The sequence below is a fragment of the Nonomuraea sp. NPDC049684 genome (genome assembly GCF_044465345.1).
Taxonomy (GTDB): Bacteria; Actinomycetota; Actinomycetes; order Streptosporangiales; family Streptosporangiaceae; genus Nonomuraea.
Genome location: NZ_JBITLO010000009.1, coordinates 285,777 through 303,846 on the forward strand (window position 1 = coordinate 285,777; position 18,070 = coordinate 303,846).

At 74.0% G+C, this 18,070-nt stretch carries 18 protein-coding genes; 10 read left to right on the forward strand and 8 right to left on the reverse strand.

The window, feature by feature from the left end:
* Positions 1 to 16: 16 nt before the first annotated feature.
* The gene (locus ACIBST_RS27960) at positions 17 to 1,987 is read right to left on the reverse strand and encodes a glycosyl hydrolase family 28-related protein (protein WP_397175872.1); all 1,971 of its coding nucleotides are present in this window, start codon (positions 1,985 to 1,987) and stop codon (positions 17 to 19) included.
* A 189-nt stretch (positions 1,988 to 2,176) separates the two neighbouring features.
* Positions 2,177 to 2,956, reverse strand: a complete 780-nt coding sequence (locus ACIBST_RS27965; protein ID WP_397175874.1) for a CPBP family intramembrane glutamic endopeptidase — start codon at positions 2,954 to 2,956, stop codon at positions 2,177 to 2,179.
* A 117-nt stretch (positions 2,957 to 3,073) separates the two neighbouring features.
* Between ACIBST_RS27965 and ACIBST_RS27970 the strand changes: the two genes are divergently transcribed.
* On the forward strand, positions 3,074 to 4,090 hold the full coding sequence (locus ACIBST_RS27970) for an NAD(P)H-binding protein (protein ID WP_397175875.1): 1,017 nt from the start codon (positions 3,074 to 3,076) through the stop codon (positions 4,088 to 4,090).
* Entirely contained in the window at positions 4,051 to 4,305 is a 255-nt protein-coding gene (locus ACIBST_RS27975; RefSeq protein ID WP_397175877.1) for a DoxX family protein, read from the forward strand. Before ACIBST_RS27970 ends, ACIBST_RS27975 begins: the two co-directional genes overlap by 40 nt.
* Before the next feature lie 4 nt (positions 4,306 to 4,309).
* Here ACIBST_RS27975 and ACIBST_RS27980 read toward each other — a convergent pair whose 3' ends face one another.
* From ACIBST_RS27980 to ACIBST_RS27995, 4 genes are all read right to left on the reverse strand, one after another.
* Positions 4,310 to 4,642 (reverse strand): putative quinol monooxygenase, encoded by a 333-nt coding sequence (locus ACIBST_RS27980; protein WP_397175879.1) that lies wholly within the window; start codon positions 4,640 to 4,642, stop codon positions 4,310 to 4,312.
* Between the two features lie 178 nt (positions 4,643 to 4,820).
* Positions 4,821 to 5,426, reverse strand: a complete 606-nt coding sequence (locus ACIBST_RS27985) for a superoxide dismutase family protein (RefSeq protein WP_397175880.1) — start codon at positions 5,424 to 5,426, stop codon at positions 4,821 to 4,823.
* 137 nt (positions 5,427 to 5,563) lie between these two features.
* Entirely contained in the window at positions 5,564 to 7,762 is a 2,199-nt protein-coding gene (locus tag ACIBST_RS27990) for a transglycosylase domain-containing protein (RefSeq protein WP_397175882.1), read from the reverse strand.
* A gap of 195 nt (positions 7,763 to 7,957) precedes the next feature.
* Positions 7,958 to 9,199 (reverse strand): SRPBCC family protein, encoded by a 1,242-nt coding sequence (locus ACIBST_RS27995; RefSeq protein WP_397175884.1) that lies wholly within the window; start codon positions 9,197 to 9,199, stop codon positions 7,958 to 7,960.
* Between the two features lie 142 nt (positions 9,200 to 9,341).
* Between ACIBST_RS27995 and ACIBST_RS28000 the strand changes: the two genes are divergently transcribed.
* Positions 9,342 to 10,394, forward strand: coding sequence for a DUF6221 family protein (locus ACIBST_RS28000; RefSeq protein ID WP_397175885.1), 1,053 nt, complete (start codon positions 9,342 to 9,344; stop codon positions 10,392 to 10,394).
* A 20-nt stretch (positions 10,395 to 10,414) separates the two neighbouring features.
* Here ACIBST_RS28000 and ACIBST_RS28005 read toward each other — a convergent pair whose 3' ends face one another.
* Entirely contained in the window at positions 10,415 to 10,888 is a 474-nt protein-coding gene (locus ACIBST_RS28005) for a proteasome activator (RefSeq protein WP_397175887.1), read from the reverse strand.
* Between the two features lie 115 nt (positions 10,889 to 11,003).
* Here ACIBST_RS28005 and ACIBST_RS28010 point away from each other — a divergent pair, with 115 nt between their 5' ends.
* The 7 genes from ACIBST_RS28010 (at position 11,004) to ACIBST_RS28040 (ending at position 16,433) form a co-directional block, all read left to right on the forward strand.
* On the forward strand, positions 11,004 to 11,366 hold the full coding sequence (locus tag ACIBST_RS28010) for a hypothetical protein (RefSeq protein ID WP_397175888.1): 363 nt from the start codon (positions 11,004 to 11,006) through the stop codon (positions 11,364 to 11,366).
* A 75-nt stretch (positions 11,367 to 11,441) separates the two neighbouring features.
* Complete coding sequence (locus tag ACIBST_RS28015; RefSeq protein WP_397175890.1) at positions 11,442 to 11,693, forward strand: hypothetical protein; 252 nt, start codon at positions 11,442 to 11,444, stop codon at positions 11,691 to 11,693.
* A 119-nt stretch (positions 11,694 to 11,812) separates the two neighbouring features.
* Positions 11,813 to 12,346, forward strand: a complete 534-nt coding sequence (locus ACIBST_RS28020) for a 2,4'-dihydroxyacetophenone dioxygenase family protein (protein ID WP_352324601.1) — start codon at positions 11,813 to 11,815, stop codon at positions 12,344 to 12,346.
* A gap of 48 nt (positions 12,347 to 12,394) precedes the next feature.
* Complete coding sequence (locus ACIBST_RS28025) at positions 12,395 to 13,636, forward strand: MFS transporter (RefSeq protein ID WP_397175892.1); 1,242 nt, start codon at positions 12,395 to 12,397, stop codon at positions 13,634 to 13,636.
* Positions 13,633 to 14,682 carry a 2,3-butanediol dehydrogenase gene (locus ACIBST_RS28030; protein ID WP_397175893.1) on the forward strand — a complete coding sequence of 350 codons (1,050 nt, stop codon included), beginning with the start codon at positions 13,633 to 13,635 and terminating at the stop codon, positions 14,680 to 14,682. The genes ACIBST_RS28025 and ACIBST_RS28030 overlap by 4 nt, the downstream gene beginning before the upstream one ends.
* Positions 14,679 to 15,413, forward strand: coding sequence for an SDR family NAD(P)-dependent oxidoreductase (locus tag ACIBST_RS28035; RefSeq protein ID WP_397175895.1), 735 nt, complete (start codon positions 14,679 to 14,681; stop codon positions 15,411 to 15,413). The genes ACIBST_RS28030 and ACIBST_RS28035 overlap by 4 nt, the downstream gene beginning before the upstream one ends.
* Positions 15,414 to 15,467: 54 nt before the next feature.
* Positions 15,468 to 16,433 (forward strand): helix-turn-helix domain-containing protein, encoded by a 966-nt coding sequence (locus ACIBST_RS28040; protein ID WP_397175897.1) that lies wholly within the window; start codon positions 15,468 to 15,470, stop codon positions 16,431 to 16,433.
* Positions 16,434 to 16,487: 54 nt separating this feature from the next.
* Here the strand turns inward: ACIBST_RS28040 and ACIBST_RS28045 are convergent, their stop codons facing one another.
* Positions 16,488 to 17,957, reverse strand: a complete 1,470-nt coding sequence (locus ACIBST_RS28045) for an IclR family transcriptional regulator C-terminal domain-containing protein (RefSeq protein WP_397175899.1) — start codon at positions 17,955 to 17,957, stop codon at positions 16,488 to 16,490.
* Positions 17,958 to 18,070: the final 113 nt, after the last annotated feature.

The following is an 18,070-nucleotide window of genomic DNA, read 5'->3' on the forward strand; positions in this document are numbered from 1 at the left end:
GCCTAACGCGGCCGTCTCACCAGGGGGCAGGGGCCGGTGGGGGGACGGCTGGAGGGCGGTCGTCGCAGGTGAGGGTGTTGGGCAGGAGCCAGGGGGCGAGCCAGCCGTCGTTGCCGCCGCCGTCCGTCAGCGCGAACTCCGAGCCGTCCGGGGTGAAGTGGAAGGTGCCGCAGTTGTTCACCGGGACCGCGCCCACGTTGCGGGCGTCCACGTTCTCGAAGGCGGCCGAGCCGGCGGCGCGGGCGCTGAGCACCGAGGTGCCCGTGCCGTCCACCCGGACGTCCTTGAAGCGCAGGCCGGTGATGGAGTAGAGGTCCTTGACGGGCCAGTCGGCCACCAGCATGACGGCGTTGTAGGTGTTGTCCAGGTAGTGGTCGCCGGTCACCCGGATGTCGGCGTCGATGTCCCGCTCCAGGGCGTAGAACCAGATGGCGCCGAGGCCGATCTTCCAGTTCAGCTCGTACGTGCCGGCCCGCACGGTGGTGTTGCCGGTGATGTCCAGGCGGCCGGTGAACGGCTCGGCGCCGAAGCGGGAGCCGACCTGCAGGGCGCTGCCCTCGCGGACGGGGTCGGCGATCAGGTTGGCCGAGACCGTGTTGTCCGTGCCGCCGTAGATCGCGATGCCGTTGGCCAGCACCGGCGTCTGGACCGTGTTGTGGTCGAACGTGTTGCGCGCGTCCGCCGCCCGCTCCGACCACATCGCCAGGCCGTCGTCGCCGGAGTTGCGGACGAAGTTGTCCGACACGACCGTGCCGGTGACGCCGGTGTGCAGGTTGAGCCCGTCGGCGATCTGGTCGGCGATCACGTTGCCGGTGACGCGGGTGCCGCTCATCGGGCCGTCGAACCAGATGCCGACCTTGGTGTGGTGGAGGTACAGGCCCTCGATCGTGGAGTCGCTCATCGCGCCGCCGATGCCGTTGACCTGGTCGGTGTCGACGCGCTCGCGGACGTCCCCCTCGATGGCGAACCCGGACAGGTGCACATTGCGGCTGCCGCCGTCCGCGGCGTCCTTGCCGTAGAAGCCGACGCCGGTGTGGACGGACCCGTCGGGCGCCGGGGCGTCCAGGGCGACCTCGCGGCCCTTGATGATCGTGTACCAGCTACCGGCGCCGGTGATCGTCACGTCGTCCACGACGATGTGCCGGTTGACCTGGTACGTGCCGGGCGGGACGTACACCTTGAGATGGGCGCGCCTGGCGAAGGCGACGGCCCGGTCGAAGGCGGCCGACGACTCGCGGCGCCCGGACGGGTCGGCGCCGAAGGCCAGCACGTTCGCCGCGACCGGCTCGATCCGCGGCGGGGCGACGAGCTCGGAGTCGAGCAGGTCGATGACCGTCCAGGCGGCTCCGGCGCCCGCCGTCAGCCGGATCCGGTCGCCCGCCCGGTAGGTGCGCCCGAGCAGCAGGCGCTGCTCGTCGTAGAAGTGACTGGGCCGGAACGGCTTGGCGATCGCCGGGGCCGGGGTGGTGGCGCTGGGCACGCAGGAGCACTCGGTGATCCACCAGTCGGGGTGCAGCAGGTCGGCACCGGGGTCGTCGGCGAACGGGTACTGGTTGTACAGCCAGGAGTACTGCGAGGTCAGCGTCATGGTGGCCCGGTGGCGGCCGTTGACCGCGACGTCGAGCGGCGCGGTGATGCCGCCGCCCGCGGGCGCGTCGGGGATGCTGTAGCGGACCGTGACGGCGTTGGCCGCGGCCGGCAGGGTGAACTCGACGTGCCGGCCGGGCGTCAGCCGGACCGCCCGCCGCCCGGACGCCTCGGCGGGCAGCGTGTACGCCGAGCGGTCGGGCCCGATGACCGTGCCGTCCGTCGGGGCGTTCTCGGCCTCCTGCTCGGCGAAGCCGACGCGCGCGCCCCGGCCGGCGACCAGCGCGGGGTCGAGGGCGGCCCTGGTGACCACGGGCCCCGTCGCCGCGGCGGCCTGCGCGGGGGCCTGCGCGGGGACGGCGAGCGAGGCGAGGGGGAGGCCGAGAGCCGCGGCGAGCACCGCCACGACCCTCCGGGATGTGCTCGTGCCTGACATCCGAAGCTCGATTCTCTCGGGGGGTGAGGTGACAGTAGGACCCCACGACCCCGCGACACAAGGCTCCTGCGAAGGAGTTTCGTAACGTTGTTGTCGAGCTTCGACCGACTATCGATTTCTTGCGATATTACGCAAACGGCTTGCAAGCGGTCGTCAGGGGAGCCAGCTCACCCGGCCGTGCAGGGCGGCGTACCCGACGAAGGCCACCACGTCGATCAGCGTGTGCGCGATCACCAGCGGCATCGCGCGCCCCCACCGCTGGTACAGCCGCCCGAACACCAGCCCCATCACCACGTTCCCGACGAACCCCCCGAACCCCTGATACAGGTGGTACGACCCCCGCAACACCGACGACACGATCACCGCCCGCCACGGCCTCCAGCCCGCCTGGTCCAGCCGGTGCAGCAGGTAGCCGCTGACCAGCACCTCCTCCAGCACGCCGTTCTGCGCGGCGGCCAGCAGCAGCACCGGCACCCGCCACCACACCTCCGGCAACTGTCCCGGCACCACCGTCAGGTTGACGCCCAGCGCGTAGACCGCCAGGTAGAAGGCCAGCCCCGTGCCGCCGATCGCGGCGGCGAGCAGCGCGCCGCGCAACGTGTCGCGGCCCGGCTCGCGCAGGTCCACCCCGATCGTCCGCAACGACTCGCCCGACCGCACCAGCAGGTACGCCACCAGCGCCACCGGGGCCACCGAGATCGCGATGTCCACGAGCTGCAACGTCAGGTCCAGCCACGGCCGCCCGGGGGCCAGCGAGCCGACCAGCACGGCGTGCTGCCCCTTCAGCTCCTTGGGCGCGGTCAGCGAGCCGATCAGCCGGACCAGCGACAACACCGCGCTGGCGCCGAGCGAGACCGACAGCACGACGAGGATCTCGGCTCTGATGAGCCTGGGGCCGAGGGCCGGACCGGGGGCGAGTGACTGGGTGTGCATGGGCCGCAGAGTAGCCGCCCAGCGCTCCGATCCGGATAAAGCACCCCTTGTCGGCGGGTCTCCGGGGCCCGGTCAGGGTCATGTCACACTTCCCGTCCCGGGTTCCTCTCAGAGGGCATGAACGACATGATTCTCGTCACCGGCGCCACCGGGACGTTCGGACGCCCGCTGGTCGAACTGCTCACCGCCCGGGGGGCCAAGGTGCGCGCCGTCACCCGATCGGCGGCCGGGATGCGCCTGCCCGCCGGGGCCGAGGCCGTCGAGGGCGACCCGGCCCGCCCCGAGACCCTCGCCGGCCACCTGGACGGCGTCACCGCCGTCTTCCTGCACCCGCGCGCCATCGGCGACGGGGCGCCCGGCCTGCTCGCCCGTGCCGCCGAGCGCGGGGCGCGGCGGGTGGTGGCCCTGTCGGCGATGAACGTCGACGAGCCCCTCGACGAGCAGCCCTCCCGCTTCCGCGGCGACCGGAACAAGGAGGCCGAGGCCGCCGCCGTGGACAGCGGCCTGGAGTGGACCAGCCTGCGCGCCGCCTCCTTCGCCGGGAACGCCCTCCAGGCGTGGGCGCCCCAGATCCGGGCCGGGGACGTCGTCCGGTACGTGCACGCGGGCTTCCAGGAGGTGCCGATCGACGAGCGGGACCTGGTCGAGATCGCCGCCACGACGCTGCTCGGCGGCCACGCCGGACGCCGGCTCGAACTGACCGGGCCCGAGTCGCTGACGCACGCCGCGATGGTGGCCGTGCTCGGCGAGGCGATCGGCCGGCCGCTGCGCTTCGAGGAGATCCCGCCGGAGGACGCCGGGCGGGGCCTGGTCGCGGGCGGCCTGCCGGAGCCCTTCGTCCGCGCCCTGCTGGCCCGTTACGCCAGGTATGCCACGCGCCCCCAGCACCCGGTCACCGGGGACGCGGCCGCGCTGCTCGGCCGCCCGCCCCGAACCTTCGCCGACTGGGCCGCCGCCCACGCCCCGGCCTTCGCCCGCCAGGACCAGCCGGGCGAAGGCCGTTCGCCCGCCCGTCAGCCCAGGACCACCCCGCCGGAGGCCGGGCGTCCGGCGGGCGGGCGCGGGGCTGACCGGCCGACACCGACCGGACCGGGGTGCCCCGGTCGTGGCTGGACTGGCCGATCGGCACGCTGAAGGCGGCCGGCGCGGCGGGGCTGGGGCTCGGCCTGCTGGGCGTGCCCCTGGCGGGGACGGCGGCCGCGGCCGGGCTCGTCCTCTCCTACGTCTGCGCCCTCTGCACGCACCTGCGCGTGGCCGACCGCTCGCCGCAGTTCTACCTGGCGATCGTGTTCCTCGCGCCGGCGGTCGCCACCCTGGCGCTGGACCCGGCGCTGGTGCTGCGGCCCTGAGCGGTCAGCCGCGCTCGGGGACGGCCATCTCGCCGAGCGGCGACCAGTCGTCCTGCGGGACGTTCGCGTTGACGATGCGCGGCGTCTCGGCCAGGTAGCCGGGCAGCACCTGCTGGGCCTGCTTGAAGTGCGCCGACGTCACGTGCGCCGCCCCGGCCGCGTCGTCGCGGAACGCCTCGACGAGGACGTACTCGGCCGGGTCGTCGAGGCTGCGCGACCAGTCGAACCACAGGCAGCCCGGCTCGGCGCGGGTGGCCTCGGTGAACTCGGCCGAGATCTCCGGCCAGCGGTCGGCGTGCTCCGGCAGGACGCGGAACTTCGCGGTGATGAAGATCATGACGGGAACTCCCCAGGTCGGCGGCGTTACGGCACGAGACTAGCCGCCCACCCCCGCCCACCCACGGCGGGGCCGCAGGCGCGTCGCCCGCGGCCTGATCGCATCGCAGGCGGCGCGGGCTCACACGCGTCACGTCACCTGATCACACCGCAGGCGGCGCGGGCTCACGCGCGTCGCGTCACTTGATCACGCCGCAGGCGGTGCGGCCGCCCGCGTCGCCCGTGCGGTGGGTGGCCTCGTCGGGGCCGTCGGGGGCGTAGCGGGCGGGGATGTTGGCCAGGTTGTCGGGGAGGGCGTGCACGATGACCGCGCTGCCGTCGGCGTCGGTCAGCTCGCGCAGGCCGAACCGGTCGGTGACGACCGACGCGGCGCCCGACCCGTCCTTGCCGACCAGCAGCGGCGGCAGGTCGCCCGAGTGCCCCGGGTGGACGGCGCCGGCCAGGTCGAGGTGGCCTCCGGCGGTGAAGAAGGGGGAGACCTGCCCGGTCGCGGGATCGACGGCCTTCGGGTCGCACAGGCCCGTCGTGTGGATGTGGAAGCCGTGGAACCCGGGCGTCAGGCCCTTGACCGAGACCGAGACGCGCGCCGTCCCGAACCCCTCGCGCAGGATGCTGAGCCGCCCGACCGCGACGCCGCGCGCGTCGCGGATGACCACGGGCCGCGGGTCGCCCTGGCGCGCGGCGGTGGCGTCGGCCACCGCGCTCACGCCGATGGCGGCGACCCCGGCGGCGAGCGCGAGGCAGAGCGCCAGATGTGTCCGGCCGAACGTCCGTGCCTTGGGCATGGCGAAACCGTCCCTCGTGAGGCGGAGATGTGCGGACTCATCGAGGGTACGGTCGCGCCGCGCCGCCTGTCGTATAGCTCTTGAGTCACCCGTCGGGGTTATGGACCGGGCGCCGTGGAACCGGCCGGCGCGCCCGTTCAGGGCGTTCGGCCCGCGCCCTGGTCGTCGAGGGCCGGCTCCCCGAGGCCGGTCTCGCCCGGGTCCGTCCGGCCGAGGCCGGGCTCGCCCGCGTCGGGACGGTCGGCCTCCCGGTCGGGACGGGCGGGCGCGCAGGCGTCGCCGCAGCCGCCGAAGCGCCCGGTGTCGATCGGCGTGAACCGCGTGGCGGGCACGCCCTTCAGCGCCGCCCTCATCGTGTCGTTCCAGATCGGCCCCGGCAGCGAGGCCCCGGCCACGATGGCGAAGTACCGGCCGCCGATCGTGGTGTTCACCAGCTTGTACCGCTGCGAGCCGCGCGGGTCGCCGATGCTGACCGCGCCCGCCAGGTCCGGGGTGAACCCGGCGAACCACGCCGTGGCGTACCCGTCGGTGGTGCCGGTCTTGCCCGCCGCCGGGCGGCCGATGCCGCCGACGCGGCTCATCGTGCCCTTGGTGAACACGCCCGACAGGATGTGCGCGGTCGCGTCGGCGACGCCGGGGTCGAGCGCCTGCCGGCACGACGGCCGGTACGAGGACGGCCGGCCGGTGGCGGCGTCGGTGATCCTGGTGATGGCCATCGGCGCGCAGTACCGGCCCCGGGCGGCGATGGCGGCGTACGCGGTGGCGACCGTCACCGGGTCGGTCTCGTTGATGCCGAGCGTGAACGTCTCGTACTCCTGGAGCTTGCGGCCGTCGGCGCGGGCGATCCCGAGCGACTTGGCCGTCTCCACCGTCCGGCACAGCCCCACCCGCTGCTCCAGCGCCATGAAGAACGTGTTCACCGAGCCCCACGTGCCGGTCCGCAGGGTCTTGAAACCGGGGGAGCCCTCGTCGTTGGTGACCGTCCAGGACGGGTCGCCGACGCCGGCGCCGGCGCAGTTCTTGAAGGCGGCGGCGGAGGGGGCGTTGTAGCCGTTGCCCACGGTGATGCCGTCGTCCACCTTCATGCCCTGCTTGAGCGCCTCGACCAGGGTGAACGTCTTGAACGTCGAGCCGGCCTGGAAGCCGATCAGCCCGCCGTGCCGCGCGTCGGCCACCGCGTTGAAGGAGATCTGCTTCTTCCTGGCCGAGGAGCCGTAGCCGCGGCTGGCGGCCATCGCCCTGATCGCGCCGGTGCCCGGCTCGACCAGCGCCTCGGCGGCCAGGGCGTTGTCGGTGGCGCTGACGTGCTTCCTGATCGCCCGGTCGGCGGCGGCCTGGGCCTTCGGGTCGAGCGTGGTGTAGATCTTCAGGCCGCCCTGCGCGAAGGCGCGTTCCCTGGCCCGCCGGGTGCCGCCGAAGGCCGGGTTGGCCAGCAGCTCGTGCCGGACGTACTCGCAGAAGTACGGGTAATCGCTGTCGCCGCAGCCGTTGGGCAGCCGGATGTCCTTGAACCCCAGCTTCCTCGCCTTGGCCGCGGCCGCCTGCTCCGGCGTGATCCTGCCCAGCTCGGCCATCCGGTCGAGCACCACGTTCCGCCGGGCCAGCAGCAGCGCGCGGGCCTTCTTGCCGCGGCTCGGGTCGGTCGTGTTCGGGTCCTGCACGGCGCCCGCCAGCGTGGCGGCCTGGGCCAGGTCGAGCCGGGAGGCCGGGACGCCGAAGAACCGCCTGGCCGCGGCCTGCACGCCGTTGGCCCCCGCGCCGAAGTAGGCGATGTTGAGGTAGCGGCGCAGGATCTCGTCCTTGCCGTACTTCCGCTCGACGCCCATCGCGTAGCGCAGCTCCTTGAGCTTGCGGGCGTAGCTGGCCTCCAGGGCCTTGTTCTTGTCCTGCTCGGTGTCGGCCGCGTTGAGCAGCACCTGCTTGACGTACTGCTGGGTGATGCTCGAACCGCCCTGGCTGAGCCGGTCGGAGCTGAGGTTCTTGACCAGGGCGCGCAGCGTGCCCTCCATGTCGATCGCGCCGTGCTCGTAGAACCGGTCGTCCTCGATGGCGACGACCGCCGTCCGCATCACCTCGGAGATCTGGTCCAGGCGGACGATCTCGCGGTTCTGGTCGTAGAAGCGGGCGATCACGTTGCCGCGGGCGTCGTACACGGTGGAGGTCTGCGCGAGTGGCGGCTCGGCCAGCGCCACCGGCTTGAGGTTCAGCTGCTCGGTGGCGGAGACGACCAGCGTGCCGGTGCCGCCGACGGCGGGCAGCGTGATCGCGGCGGTCAGCAACCCGGCCGACATCGCCGCGACCGTGAGCCGGGCGACGTTCGACAGGCGATTGGGCATGCGGGAGCACCTCCGGGCGGGAACAGGGGCAGGCCCGGACATGACAGCACAGGACGAAAGCCGGCGTCCAAGACCGATATCGGCCATCCGGTGATATCGGGATCGATATCACGCCAGCGTACGGGCCACGCGCGAACCCCCCTCGCGCGTGGCCGTCCGGCGGCCGGAGTGCGGCCGGAGTGCGGCCGGAGCCGGTCAGAGCAGGGACGGCGCGGCCGGCTGCACCTGGCTCTCGACGTGCTCCTTCAGCCGCACCAGATCCTGCCGCAGCTTGCGCGCGGGATGCGCGCCGAGCAGCCCGGCGATGGCGTGCCCGGCCGCCCCCGCGATGGGGTTGTAGCACAGGTGCACCTGGACGCGCGTCCGGCCGTCGGCCTGGGCGTCAACGCGCAGCACGCCGGTGTGGGCGATCAGCTCGCCGTCGCCGGACTTCCAGGCGATCTCCGCGCCCTCCTCGCGCTTGGTCTCGGTGGCCGTGAAGCGGATGCGCGTCCCGGCCGGGCCCCTGATCACCCAGTGGGAGCGCTGCTCGTCGGCCGACAGCCGGACCTCCTCGACGTCCGGCATGAAGCGCGGGAACAGCGAGTAGTCGCTCACCAGCGGCCACACGGCCGCCACCGGCGCCGCGATCGAGACGGCCGCGTTGACGTCGATCGCCTCGCGACCGGCGTTGACGCCGGTGAGGCGGCGCAGCGGCAGGTTCGTCGCCGCCCGCACGGCCAGCGCGGAGGCGGCGCAGCGGGTGAGCCAGGACAGCGGCCTGGGCAGCTTGCCGGTGACCGCCCAGATCGAGGCCGCCGCCCCGCCCGCGACCAGCCTGGCCGACGGCGACCAGCGCTGCTGCAGCAGCTCGGGCACCGCCTTGCGGCGGCGGCCCTGGCCCTGCAGCCGCGGCGCGTCGGTGCCGTCCCTGTGCACGTGCCAGTTGGTCTCCACCCGCTTGACGCCCGGGATGCGGCGCACCTTCTGGCGGGCGCGCTCGTCCTCGCCCGCGAGCACGTCGCCGGAGAGCGTCACGACGCGCTCGCGCACGTCCACCTCGACGGCGTGCGGGTGGCTGATGTGGCGGCCCAGTTCGGCGCGTACGCGTTCGTGCAGGACGCGGTCGTCGGCCGAGCCGCCGGTCAGGCGGTACCTGGCCGCCGCGGCCGACCCGCGGCCCCGGTTGGACAGGTCGCGGCCGAGCACGCCCAGGCCGTCGCGCACCTCGTGGGTGGCGTGCGAGCCCTTGTCCCGCACGCGGGCGCGGCGCGTCCGGCCCCGGTCCGGATCCAGCAGGTACGTCACCGCGGCCCCGGCGCAGGCGCCGAGCACGGCCGCGACGAAGGGGTGCGACCGCCTCCGCGACTCCGTGTGCACGATCTGGATGCGCCGCGGAGCCGGTTGCCGCGATTCCCCGTTGAAGGAGCTGATGCCCCGAAAAGCAGTCGTGCGCATGACCACAATCCCCCTCGCTCGCGCTTCCCGCTGGCCGTGGCCTACCCCGCAGGTCACAGCGCTAACGGAGGGCCGTCCGGAGGCGTTGGTCTCCCGCGATACCGGGCAGAAAGCACGATAGGGGATTAAGGGGAGTTCTGGCATGAAGAGCACGGTTCGCACCGCGACGCAGGCGTTCTGGATCGACGCCGGGCACGGCGGGACGCAGGAGCACTACGGCGAACAGCTGCGCAGGTGGCGGCACGCGTTCGCGGCCACGGGCGGGGAGCCGGGCGCGAGCGGCGTCACGCTGGACCCGCTGCACTTCGCGCTGGCCGCCTGGGAGGTCGCCACCCGGCCGGTCGCCGACTCGCCGTACGTGCGCACCCACCCCCGGGTCCTGGACGCGGCCTGCCACCGGGCCGAGGACGGCCGCGACCCGCTGGCCGTGGTCGAGCTCGCCGCGCCGCCGCCCGTCCCGCTGCCGGACGGCTGGTCGAGCTGGCGGCGCCAGGGCGAGCAGCCGTACGCGGCCGGCGCGGAGGGCACGCCGACCGTCCTGAGCACGCTGGAGCTGCGCATACCCCTGTCCGGGAGCCGACTGCCGACGCCCACCCGGCCGCGCGCCGAGGGCCTGCCCAACCTGGACGACGCCCAGGCGTCGCTGGAGGCGTTCGTCGCCGAGCTGAACGCGGCGGTCACCCCGTTCCTGCGCGAGCTGGACGGCGCCGAGGGCGTCTCCGACACCGACGGCGCCACGCTGGTCCAGTGGCTGCGCACGCAGATCGAGGCCGACAAGGCCACCGCGGAGGCGGCGGGCGCCGGCCCCTGGCGCTACCTCACGGCCACCGGCCCGGCCGCCGCCCCGGTACGCCAGGGCGCGGGCGGCGCGCGGCGGCTGGAGTTCGGCGGCGGGCGGACGGTCACCCGCGTCGGCTTCCACGACGACGACCTGCTCCACCCGGTCGAGGCGATCCACATCGCCCTGCACGACCCGGCCGACGCGATCGCCCGCTGCGGCGCCGAGCTGGCACTGCTGAACGAGCACACCCCGCCGCTGTCGGCCGGGGACACCCGGGACACCGGTGACACCGGGGTCGCCGTCTGCCCGCTGTGCGGCGAGGCGGCCGGCTCCCCCTGCCAGACGCTGCGTCACCTGGCCTACGGCTACCGCCTGCGCCCCGGCTGGCGGCCCGAATGGAGCCCCTCCCGCTGACCGCCCGGCCTGCCGGCGTCCTAGAGGTAGTTGCCCTCGCCCGGGGCGCGGACGCCGTCGGCGCGGGGGAGGGCGCGGCCGGCGTGCAGGCCGAGCTGCTGCTGGCGGGCGGCGGCCTGCTGGAGCTGGAGCCCGGCCTGGATGCCCTGGAAGACGCCCTCCAGCCAGCCCACGAGCTGCCCCTGCATGACCCGGATCTCCATCTCCGTCGGCGTCCCGCCGTTGGGGGTGGGCCGCAGGCGTTCCAGCTCGTCGCGCAGCTCGGGCGCGACCGCCCCGGCGACCTCCTGGATGGCCTGCTCGTAGATGCGGTGCATGCGCTCCCTGGCGCGCTCCTCCAGGTGCACCCCCTTGGCCTCCTCCAGCAGGCTGCGGGCCATCGCGCTCACGCGGAGCAGCCGGGCGGGCTCCTCGACGTTCTCGATGTCCGTCCTCACGGCATCGCGCAGGGTGTGCTGCTCGTCCCCCGATGCTGGATGCGGCGTCGTCGTCATGTCCTCAGTCCTCGTTCACGCAGGTGAGCGGCTCGCTACCGCCAGCAACAGCCCTTCCCGGTGCCCCGCCGTTCACTCGTGGGAGCGGCCGGAATCCTGGGTAGGGGTCACCCTCATGAACCGGCGAGACGACGATCCCGAGGACGAGTTCTTCGCTCCGGTGCTGCGCGAGCCGCCGCCCCCGGACGAGATCAGCCGCTCAGGCGTGGTGAGCGACACCGGCGTGCCCGGCGTGCACGGCGGCGGCGAGGGGGACTGGCCGCGCAAGCCGCCGCCGTCGAACGCGCTCGGCCTGCGCCTGCTGGCCGCCGCGCTGCTGCTGCTCGCCGGGGTCGTGCTGGCGGTGCTCGCGGTGCTGGCCGGACGGCTGCCGCTGGCGCTGCCGCCGGCGATCCTGGCGGTGTCCGCCGCCGCGTACCTGGTGGTGTTCGCGCGGCGGCGGGCCCGCGACGACGGCGGCCCGCCGACCTTCGGCTAGCGCGGGCAGGGCGGTCACCTGGGGTTTCGCCCTGTCTGTGGGGGTACACGCCCGCTGAGGGGAAGAGGAGCCGAGATGTCTCTCATCGACCGTGACTGTGTCCGCAGGCTGCTGGAGTCGGAGCACGCCGACGCGACGCTGGTGTTCGTCCGGGGCGACTGCGTCGTGCTGCGGGCCGCCGAGATCGACGACGCCCACCGGGGGCTGGTGATCGCCAGCCGTGAGGACGTCATGGCCCAGCTCCCCGACGGCGCCACGACGGACGGCCAGGCCCTCGACGACCTCGCCGTGCGGCTGGACAACGTGGTGCGCGACCTGGGCGCCTGAGCCGGGCGAGCCCGTCCGCATGTCCTGAATCTGCAAGCCGCCACGTCCACCTGGGGAAAGACGGTGTCGGTCCCGCCGGGATTCACTGCCGGGAACACGACACGAAAGGGGCCGTTCAGATGCCCGACAACCCCACCGGCGAGTTCTGGAAGGACCTGCGGCCGATCGAGAACTCCTTCCGGCCGGACGCGCTGCCTGAGGTGTACCTGTCCAAGGTGGCCACCGACGACGACCGGTACTACGTGCCGTTCACCGAGACCGTCGGCTCCCGTCCGCTGTGGATCAACGTCAAGGACAACAGCTGGGCCGACATCCTGCGGGCCAAGGAGGCCGGGCTGGTCAACCGGCACTACCACCCGCACGAGGTGTTCGCGTACACGATCTCCGGCAAGTGGGGCTACCTGGAACGCCCCTGGACGGCCACCGCCGGCGACTTCGTCTACGAGGCCCCTGGCGAGGGCCACACGCTGGTCGCCTACGACAGCGGCGAGCCGATGAAGACGTTCTTCATCGTCAAGGGCCCGCTGGTCTGGCTGGACGAGAACGGCGACCCCGACGGCTTCTTCGACGTGCACGACTACATCAAGATGTGCCGCGAGCACTACGAGAAGGTCGGCATCGGCGCCGACTACGTCAACTCCCTGTTCCGCTGACCGCCGCCCCGCCGCATCCCCCGCCGCATCCCCCGAAATGAGAGCGTCATGACCGACATCGCGGCCGCGCCGGACACCAGGGCCGCCGACCGGTACGAGAACCGCCTTCTCGTCATCCTCTTCCTGTCCTTCGGCTTCGTCTTCTTCGACCGGCAGGCGCTGTCGTTCCTGGCGCCGTACATGGACCGGGACTTCGGCCTGTCCAACGCCGAGCTCGGCACGCTGTCCGGCGTGCTCGCCCTCACCTGGGCGCTGGCCGGGATGTTCGCCGGCCGCCTGTCCGACATGCTCGGCAGGCGCAAGCCCATCCTGGTCGTGGCCGTGGTGCTGTTCTCGCTGTTCTCGGCCTCGTCGGGGCTGATGGGCGGGTTCGCCGGGCTGCTGGCCGCCCGCGCGCTGATGGGCACGGCCGAGGGCGCCGTGCTGCCGATGGCGCAGTCGCTCATGGTCGAGGCCAGCCGGGAACGCCGCAGGGGCTTCAACATGGGCCTGCTGCAGGGCTCGTCGGCTGGGCTGCTCGGCGGCATCCTCGCGCCGCTGGTCGTGGTGTGGATCGCCGAGACCTACGACTGGCGGGTCGCCTTCTACGTCACGATCGTGCCGGGCCTGGTGATGGCCCTGCTGATCGCCAAGTTCGTCCGCGAGCGGTCGCCGCGGACGGCGGCCGAGGCGCCCGCCAAGGAGCCGAGGGTGCCGCTGGGCGAGGTGCTGAAGCTGCGCAACATCGTCGTCTGCATGCTCATCGCCTGCTGCTACCTGACGTGGTTCGTCACCATCATCACCTTCACGCCGACGTACCTGACCCAGGTGAAGGGCTTCGGGCCGGGCACGATGAGCGGCGTCATGACGTGCCTGGGCGTGGCCTGGGTGCTCTGGGGCTTCGCCACCCCGGCCATCTCCGACCGGCTGGGACGCAAGCCCGCGCTGATCGGCTTCACCGCGCTCGCGGTGTTCTGCCCGCTGGCCGTGGTCTACGTCGAGAGCCCGGTGCTGCTCGGCGCGATCATGATCGTCACCTACACCGGGCTCGGCTGCTTCACGCTGTTCATGGCCACCATCCCGGCCGAGACCGTGCCGCGCGGCGCGCTGGCCACCGCGCTCGGCGTGATCATGGGCGTGGGCGAGCTGGCGGGCGGCTTCCTGGGCCCGATGGTCGCCGGTTGGGCCTCCGACCAGTGGGGGTTGCAGGCCGCGATGTTCATCGCCGCCGGCGGCGCGCTGGTCGTGGTGGGGCTCGCCTTCGCCCTGAAGGAGACGGCCCCCGCCGTGCTGCGCAGGGCGGCCGCGTGAGGGCCGCGGTCTGGCACGGGGCCAAGGACGTGCGGGTCGAGGACGTCCCCGTGCGCGAGCCCGGCCCCGGTGAGGCCGCCATCGCGGTGGCGTACTGCGGGATCTGCGGCAGCGACCTGCACGAGTACGCCGACGGCCCGCACGCCATCCCGGTGGGCGAGCCGCATCCGGAGTCCGGCGTGCGCGCGCCGCTCGTCCTCGGCCACGAGTTCTGCGGCACGGTCACCGGCCTCGGCGCGGGCGTGACCGGCCTGGCCGTGGGCGACCGGGTCGCGGTGGAGCCGCACTACCGGTGCGGGAACTGTCCGCGCTGCCTGGCGGGGGAGTACAACATCTGCCGCCATTTCGGGTTCGCCGGGCTGATGGGGCACGGCGGGCTCGCCGAACGGGCGACGGTGCCCGCGTACATGCTGCACCGGCTGCCCGAGTCGGTGCCGCTGGAGCAGGCGGCGGTGTTCGAGCCCGCGGCCGTGGCCCTGCACGCGGTGCGGCGGGCCGGGATCCGCCCCGGCGACACCGTCGCGGTCCTCGGGCTCGGCCCGATCGGCCTGCTCGTGGCCCGCTTCGCGGCGCGGGCCGGCGCGGGCCGCGTGGTGGCCGCCGACCGCTCGCCCGCCCGTCTGGCGCTGGCCCGCCGCCTCGGCGCGGAGACGGCGGCGGGCGACGGGCTGGCCGCGGCGGTCGGCGGGGAGGGCGCGGACGTCGTCTTCGAGGCCGTCGGCTCGGAGGACACGCTGCGCGCCTGCCTGGCCGCCACCAGACGCGGCGGCCGGGTGGTGTTCCTCGGGCTGACCGGCACGGTCTCCCTCGACGCCTTCGCCCTGGTCAACAACGAGCAGACGATCGTGACCAGCGTCGGCTACCGCGACGCCTATCCCGAGCTGATCCGCATGGTCGCCGAGGAGGGCGCGGACCTGGCCGCGATCGTCACCGCGACCATCCCGCTGGAGCACGTGGTGCGCGACGGGTTCGAGGCGCTGCTGCGCGGCGAGGACCAGGTCAAGGTGCTGGTGCGACCCTCTCGGGACGGGGGGCGGCTCCGGTGACCGACGGACTGGCACCCGGGCTGTTCGCCGGGCGGCACGCGTTCGTGACCGGCGGCACCTCCGGCATCGGCGCGGCGACCGCCGTGCTCCTCGCCGAGCTGGGCGCCGCCGTGACCGCGCTCGGCCTGCCGCCCGCCGACCCGGCCGAGCTGCCCGCGCACCCGCTGGTCCGGGTGGTGGAGCACGACGTGCTCGACCGGAGCGGCCTGGCCCGCCTGCTGTCGGCCGGCGACCCGCTCGACGCGCTGGTCAACTGCGCGGGCGTCAGCCACGACCGCGAGGAGTACGACCTGGCCCGCTGGCAGCGCGTCATCGAGGTCAACCTGACCGCCACCATGGTCGCCTGCCAGGCCGCCCGCCCGGCGCTGGCCGAGCACGGCGGCGCGATCGTGAACGTCTCCTCCATGTTCGCCTTCTCCGGCAGCAGGGACCGGCCCGCCTACAGCGCAAGCAAGGGCGGCGTCTCCCAGCTCACGAAGTCGCTGGCGGCCGAGTACGCCGCCGACGGCATCAGGGTCAACGCCGTCGCCCCCGGCTTCGTGGTCACCCCGCTGGCCCGCGGCGTGCTCGACGACCCGCCGGCCCTGGCGCAGGTGCTGGCCCGCATCCCCGGCGGGCGGCTCGGCAGGCCGCGCGAGGTCGCCTCGGTGGTGGCGTTCCTGTGCTCGCCGGCCGCGTCGTACGTCACCGGGGCGGTCGTCCCCGTGGACGGAGGCTATCTGGCTGTGTGACATCTCACTTAAGCTGTGTGTCCCCTGACCGGCACGAACGCGAGGAGGGTCGCCTTGCCCGCCGTCTCCGTGATCTCCCAGGCCACGACCGAGCACGTCGAACCCGCCGAGCGCATCCACTTCTGGGAGGACTACAACCGCAGGGCGCTGGTGGGCCTGTCGTGCACGTCGTACTCCGAGCAGGGCCTGCTGGCCAGGCAGACCAACATCGAGCTGGCCGGGCTGCGGCTGGCCGAGATCGCCGGGAACGCCCACGCGATCGAGCGCAGCCCGCAGACCGTCAGGTCCACGCCGAAGGACTCGGTGTTCGCGACCCTGCTGCTCAAGGGCGAGGCGGTGTTCCTGCACGAGAACGGCTGCCTGGCGGCCACGGCGGGCGAGCTGGTCGTCTACGACACGCGCCGGCCGTACCTGTTCGGGTTCTCCTCCTCGATGCGGCAGATACTGGTGGACGTCCCGCGCGAGCTGTTCGCGCAGGCGTGCGTGGCGGGCGGGCTGCCGGGGCCGATGGTGTTCGGCAGGGCGACGGCTCGGGAGGGCGCGCTCGTGGCCGCGCTGCGCTCGATGATCGGCGGCCTGGCCGCCCTGCGGTCCGCGCCCGACCCGGCCGAGGCCGAGCGGGCCGTGCTCGACCTGCTCAGGCAGCTCGCCGAGGAGCGCACGGGCGGGCGTCCCGGGCCGGACGCCTACCGGTCGCAGCTCATCGTCGCCGAGGACTACATCGACCGGCACCTGCACGACCCCTGCCTGGGGGCGGCGCAGGTGGCCGGGGTCATGGGCATCTCCGTGCGGCACCTGGCGCGCATCTTCGAGTCCACCGGACGCTCGCCCGCCCGGCACATCGTGGAGCGGCGGCTGGTCCGGGCGCACGCCGAGCTGACCGGGCCGCGCGCGCCGGAGACCACGATCGCCGACGTGGCCCACCGGTGGGGCTTCTCCAGCCAGGCCCACTTCGCCCGCCTCTTCCGCGCCCGGTACGGCCTGACCCCGAGCGAGGCCCGCGCCGAGGCCACCCGGTAGACGGTCACCCGGTAGGCGGTCACCCGGTAGGCGGTCACCCGGTGGACGGGCCGGCTAGGGGAGGCGGCCGGTGTGCGCGAGGTCGGCCTCCATGCGCGCGGCCGTCCGCCTGAGCTCGGGCAGCACGTCGCGCAGCAGGTGCTCGCGGCTGGCCCGGCCGGCGTGCGTGGCCACGTTGACCGCGGCCACCACGCGCCCGTCCGGCCCGCGCACGGGGACGGCGATCGACCGCACGCCCTCCTCCAGCTCCTGGTCCACCAGCGCGTAGCCGTCGGCGGCGGCCTGCCGCACGGCCGCGGCCAGCCCGTCCGGCGAGGTGATCGTGTGCCGGGACAGCGGCTTCGGCTCGATGGCGGCCACCCGCGCGGCGGGCTGCCCGGCCAGCAGCACCCGGCCCATGGACGTGGCGTACGCCGGGAAGCGGGTGCCGACCGTGATGTCCACGCTCATGATGCTGACCGTGGGCACCCGGGCCACGTAGAGCACGTCGTCGCCGGACAGCACCGCGACCGACGCCGACTCGCGGACGCGCGCCACCAGGTCGGCCAGGTGCGGCTGGACCACCTCGCCGAACGTACGCCCCGACAGGTGGGCGTAGCCGAGTTCGAGCACCTTGGGCAGCAGCACGTGGCGGTCGCCCACGGCGGCGGCGTAGCCCAGGCCCTCCAGGCTCAGCACCGCCCGCCGGACGGTGGCCCGGGGCAGCCCGGTCACCCTGGCGGACTCGGCCAGCGTGCAGCCGCCGCGCGCCGACCCGAGCGAGACAAGCACGGCCAGGCCGCGGGCGAGCGACTGCAGGTAGCCCATGCCCAGCTCCTCCTTGACGGCCCGCGAACCGTCGAGGCCGGCGGGCGCGCGGCGCGGCTCCCGTGGCCCGGCGGCCTGGGCGGCGAGGACGGCCTCCATGTCCGCCACCGTCGCGCGCAGGCGGGGCAGGGCGTGCTCGCGCAGCCCCGCCACCGTGTGCCTGCTGGTGTGGCTGACCACGCTGACCGCGCAGACCGCCGTGCCGCCGGGGTCGCGTACGGGCAGCGCGACCGCGATCAGGCCCGGCTCGATGAGCTGGTCGTCCTCGGCCCACGGCGCGGCGGGGTCGAGCAGGGCCAGCCCGGCCGCGCACCGCCCGGCGGGCAGCAGGTCGCCCACCCGGAAGGCCACCGACATCGTGCGCCGCCGGGTGAACTGGCCGACGAAGCGCACGCCGTCGCCGTCGCGCACGGCCAGCGAGACCGACTCCTCCAGCTCGGCGGCCAGCCGCTCGGCCAGGGGCGACAGGCTCTCCTGGAGGCCGTCGCAGGCCAGGTAGGCCGCGCCCAGCTCCATCAGCGGCGGCGCGAGCAGCACGTCGCGGCCCTGCGCGCGCAGGTGGCCGAGGTGCACGAGCGTGGCCAGCACGCGGTCGACCGTGGACCTGGCCAGCCCGGTGGCGCGGACGAGGTCGGTCGCGCGCATGGGCCGCCCGGGATCGGCGGCCAGCACGCGCAGCACGGCCAGGCCGCGCTCCAGGGTCCCGGCCGGTTCCATCGGCGACTCCTCGTCCAGGTGGGGGCTTTGACAGGAACGCCCCGGTTACAGATACTCGAACTCATAATAGTGAACTAAAGTTCGCAGAGCGAACACCCCTCGGGCGGGCACTC

Excerpts from the sequence above, each read along its gene's own strand:
- ACIBST_RS27985 (WP_397175880.1), bottom strand. The coding sequence starts at position 5,426 with ATGCCCAAGGCACGGACGTTCGGCCGGACACATCTGGCGCTCTGCCTC.
- ACIBST_RS28015 (WP_397175890.1), top strand. The coding sequence starts at position 11,442 with ATGTCTCTCATCGACCGTGACTGTGTCCGCAGGCTGCTGGAGTCGGAG.
- ACIBST_RS27990 (WP_397175882.1), bottom strand. The coding sequence starts at position 7,762 with ATGCCCAATCGCCTGTCGAACGTCGCCCGGCTCACGGTCGCGGCGATG.
- ACIBST_RS28005 (WP_397175887.1), bottom strand. The coding sequence starts at position 10,888 with ATGACGACGACGCCGCATCCAGCATCGGGGGACGAGCAGCACACCCTG.
- ACIBST_RS27980 (WP_397175879.1), bottom strand. The coding sequence starts at position 4,642 with ATGATCTTCATCACCGCGAAGTTCCGCGTCCTGCCGGAGCACGCCGAC.
- ACIBST_RS28025 (WP_397175892.1), top strand. The coding sequence starts at position 12,395 with ATGACCGACATCGCGGCCGCGCCGGACACCAGGGCCGCCGACCGGTAC.
- ACIBST_RS27995 (WP_397175884.1), bottom strand. The coding sequence starts at position 9,199 with ATGCGCACGACTGCTTTTCGGGGCATCAGCTCCTTCAACGGGGAATCG.
- ACIBST_RS28020 (WP_352324601.1), top strand. The coding sequence starts at position 11,813 with ATGCCCGACAACCCCACCGGCGAGTTCTGGAAGGACCTGCGGCCGATC.
- ACIBST_RS28045 (WP_397175899.1), bottom strand. The coding sequence starts at position 17,957 with ATGGAACCGGCCGGGACCCTGGAGCGCGGCCTGGCCGTGCTGCGCGTG.
- ACIBST_RS27970 (WP_397175875.1), top strand. The coding sequence starts at position 3,074 with ATGAACGACATGATTCTCGTCACCGGCGCCACCGGGACGTTCGGACGC.
- ACIBST_RS27965 (WP_397175874.1), bottom strand. The coding sequence starts at position 2,956 with ATGCACACCCAGTCACTCGCCCCCGGTCCGGCCCTCGGCCCCAGGCTC.
- ACIBST_RS28000 (WP_397175885.1), top strand. The coding sequence starts at position 9,342 with ATGAAGAGCACGGTTCGCACCGCGACGCAGGCGTTCTGGATCGACGCC.
- ACIBST_RS28010 (WP_397175888.1), top strand. The coding sequence starts at position 11,004 with ATGAACCGGCGAGACGACGATCCCGAGGACGAGTTCTTCGCTCCGGTG.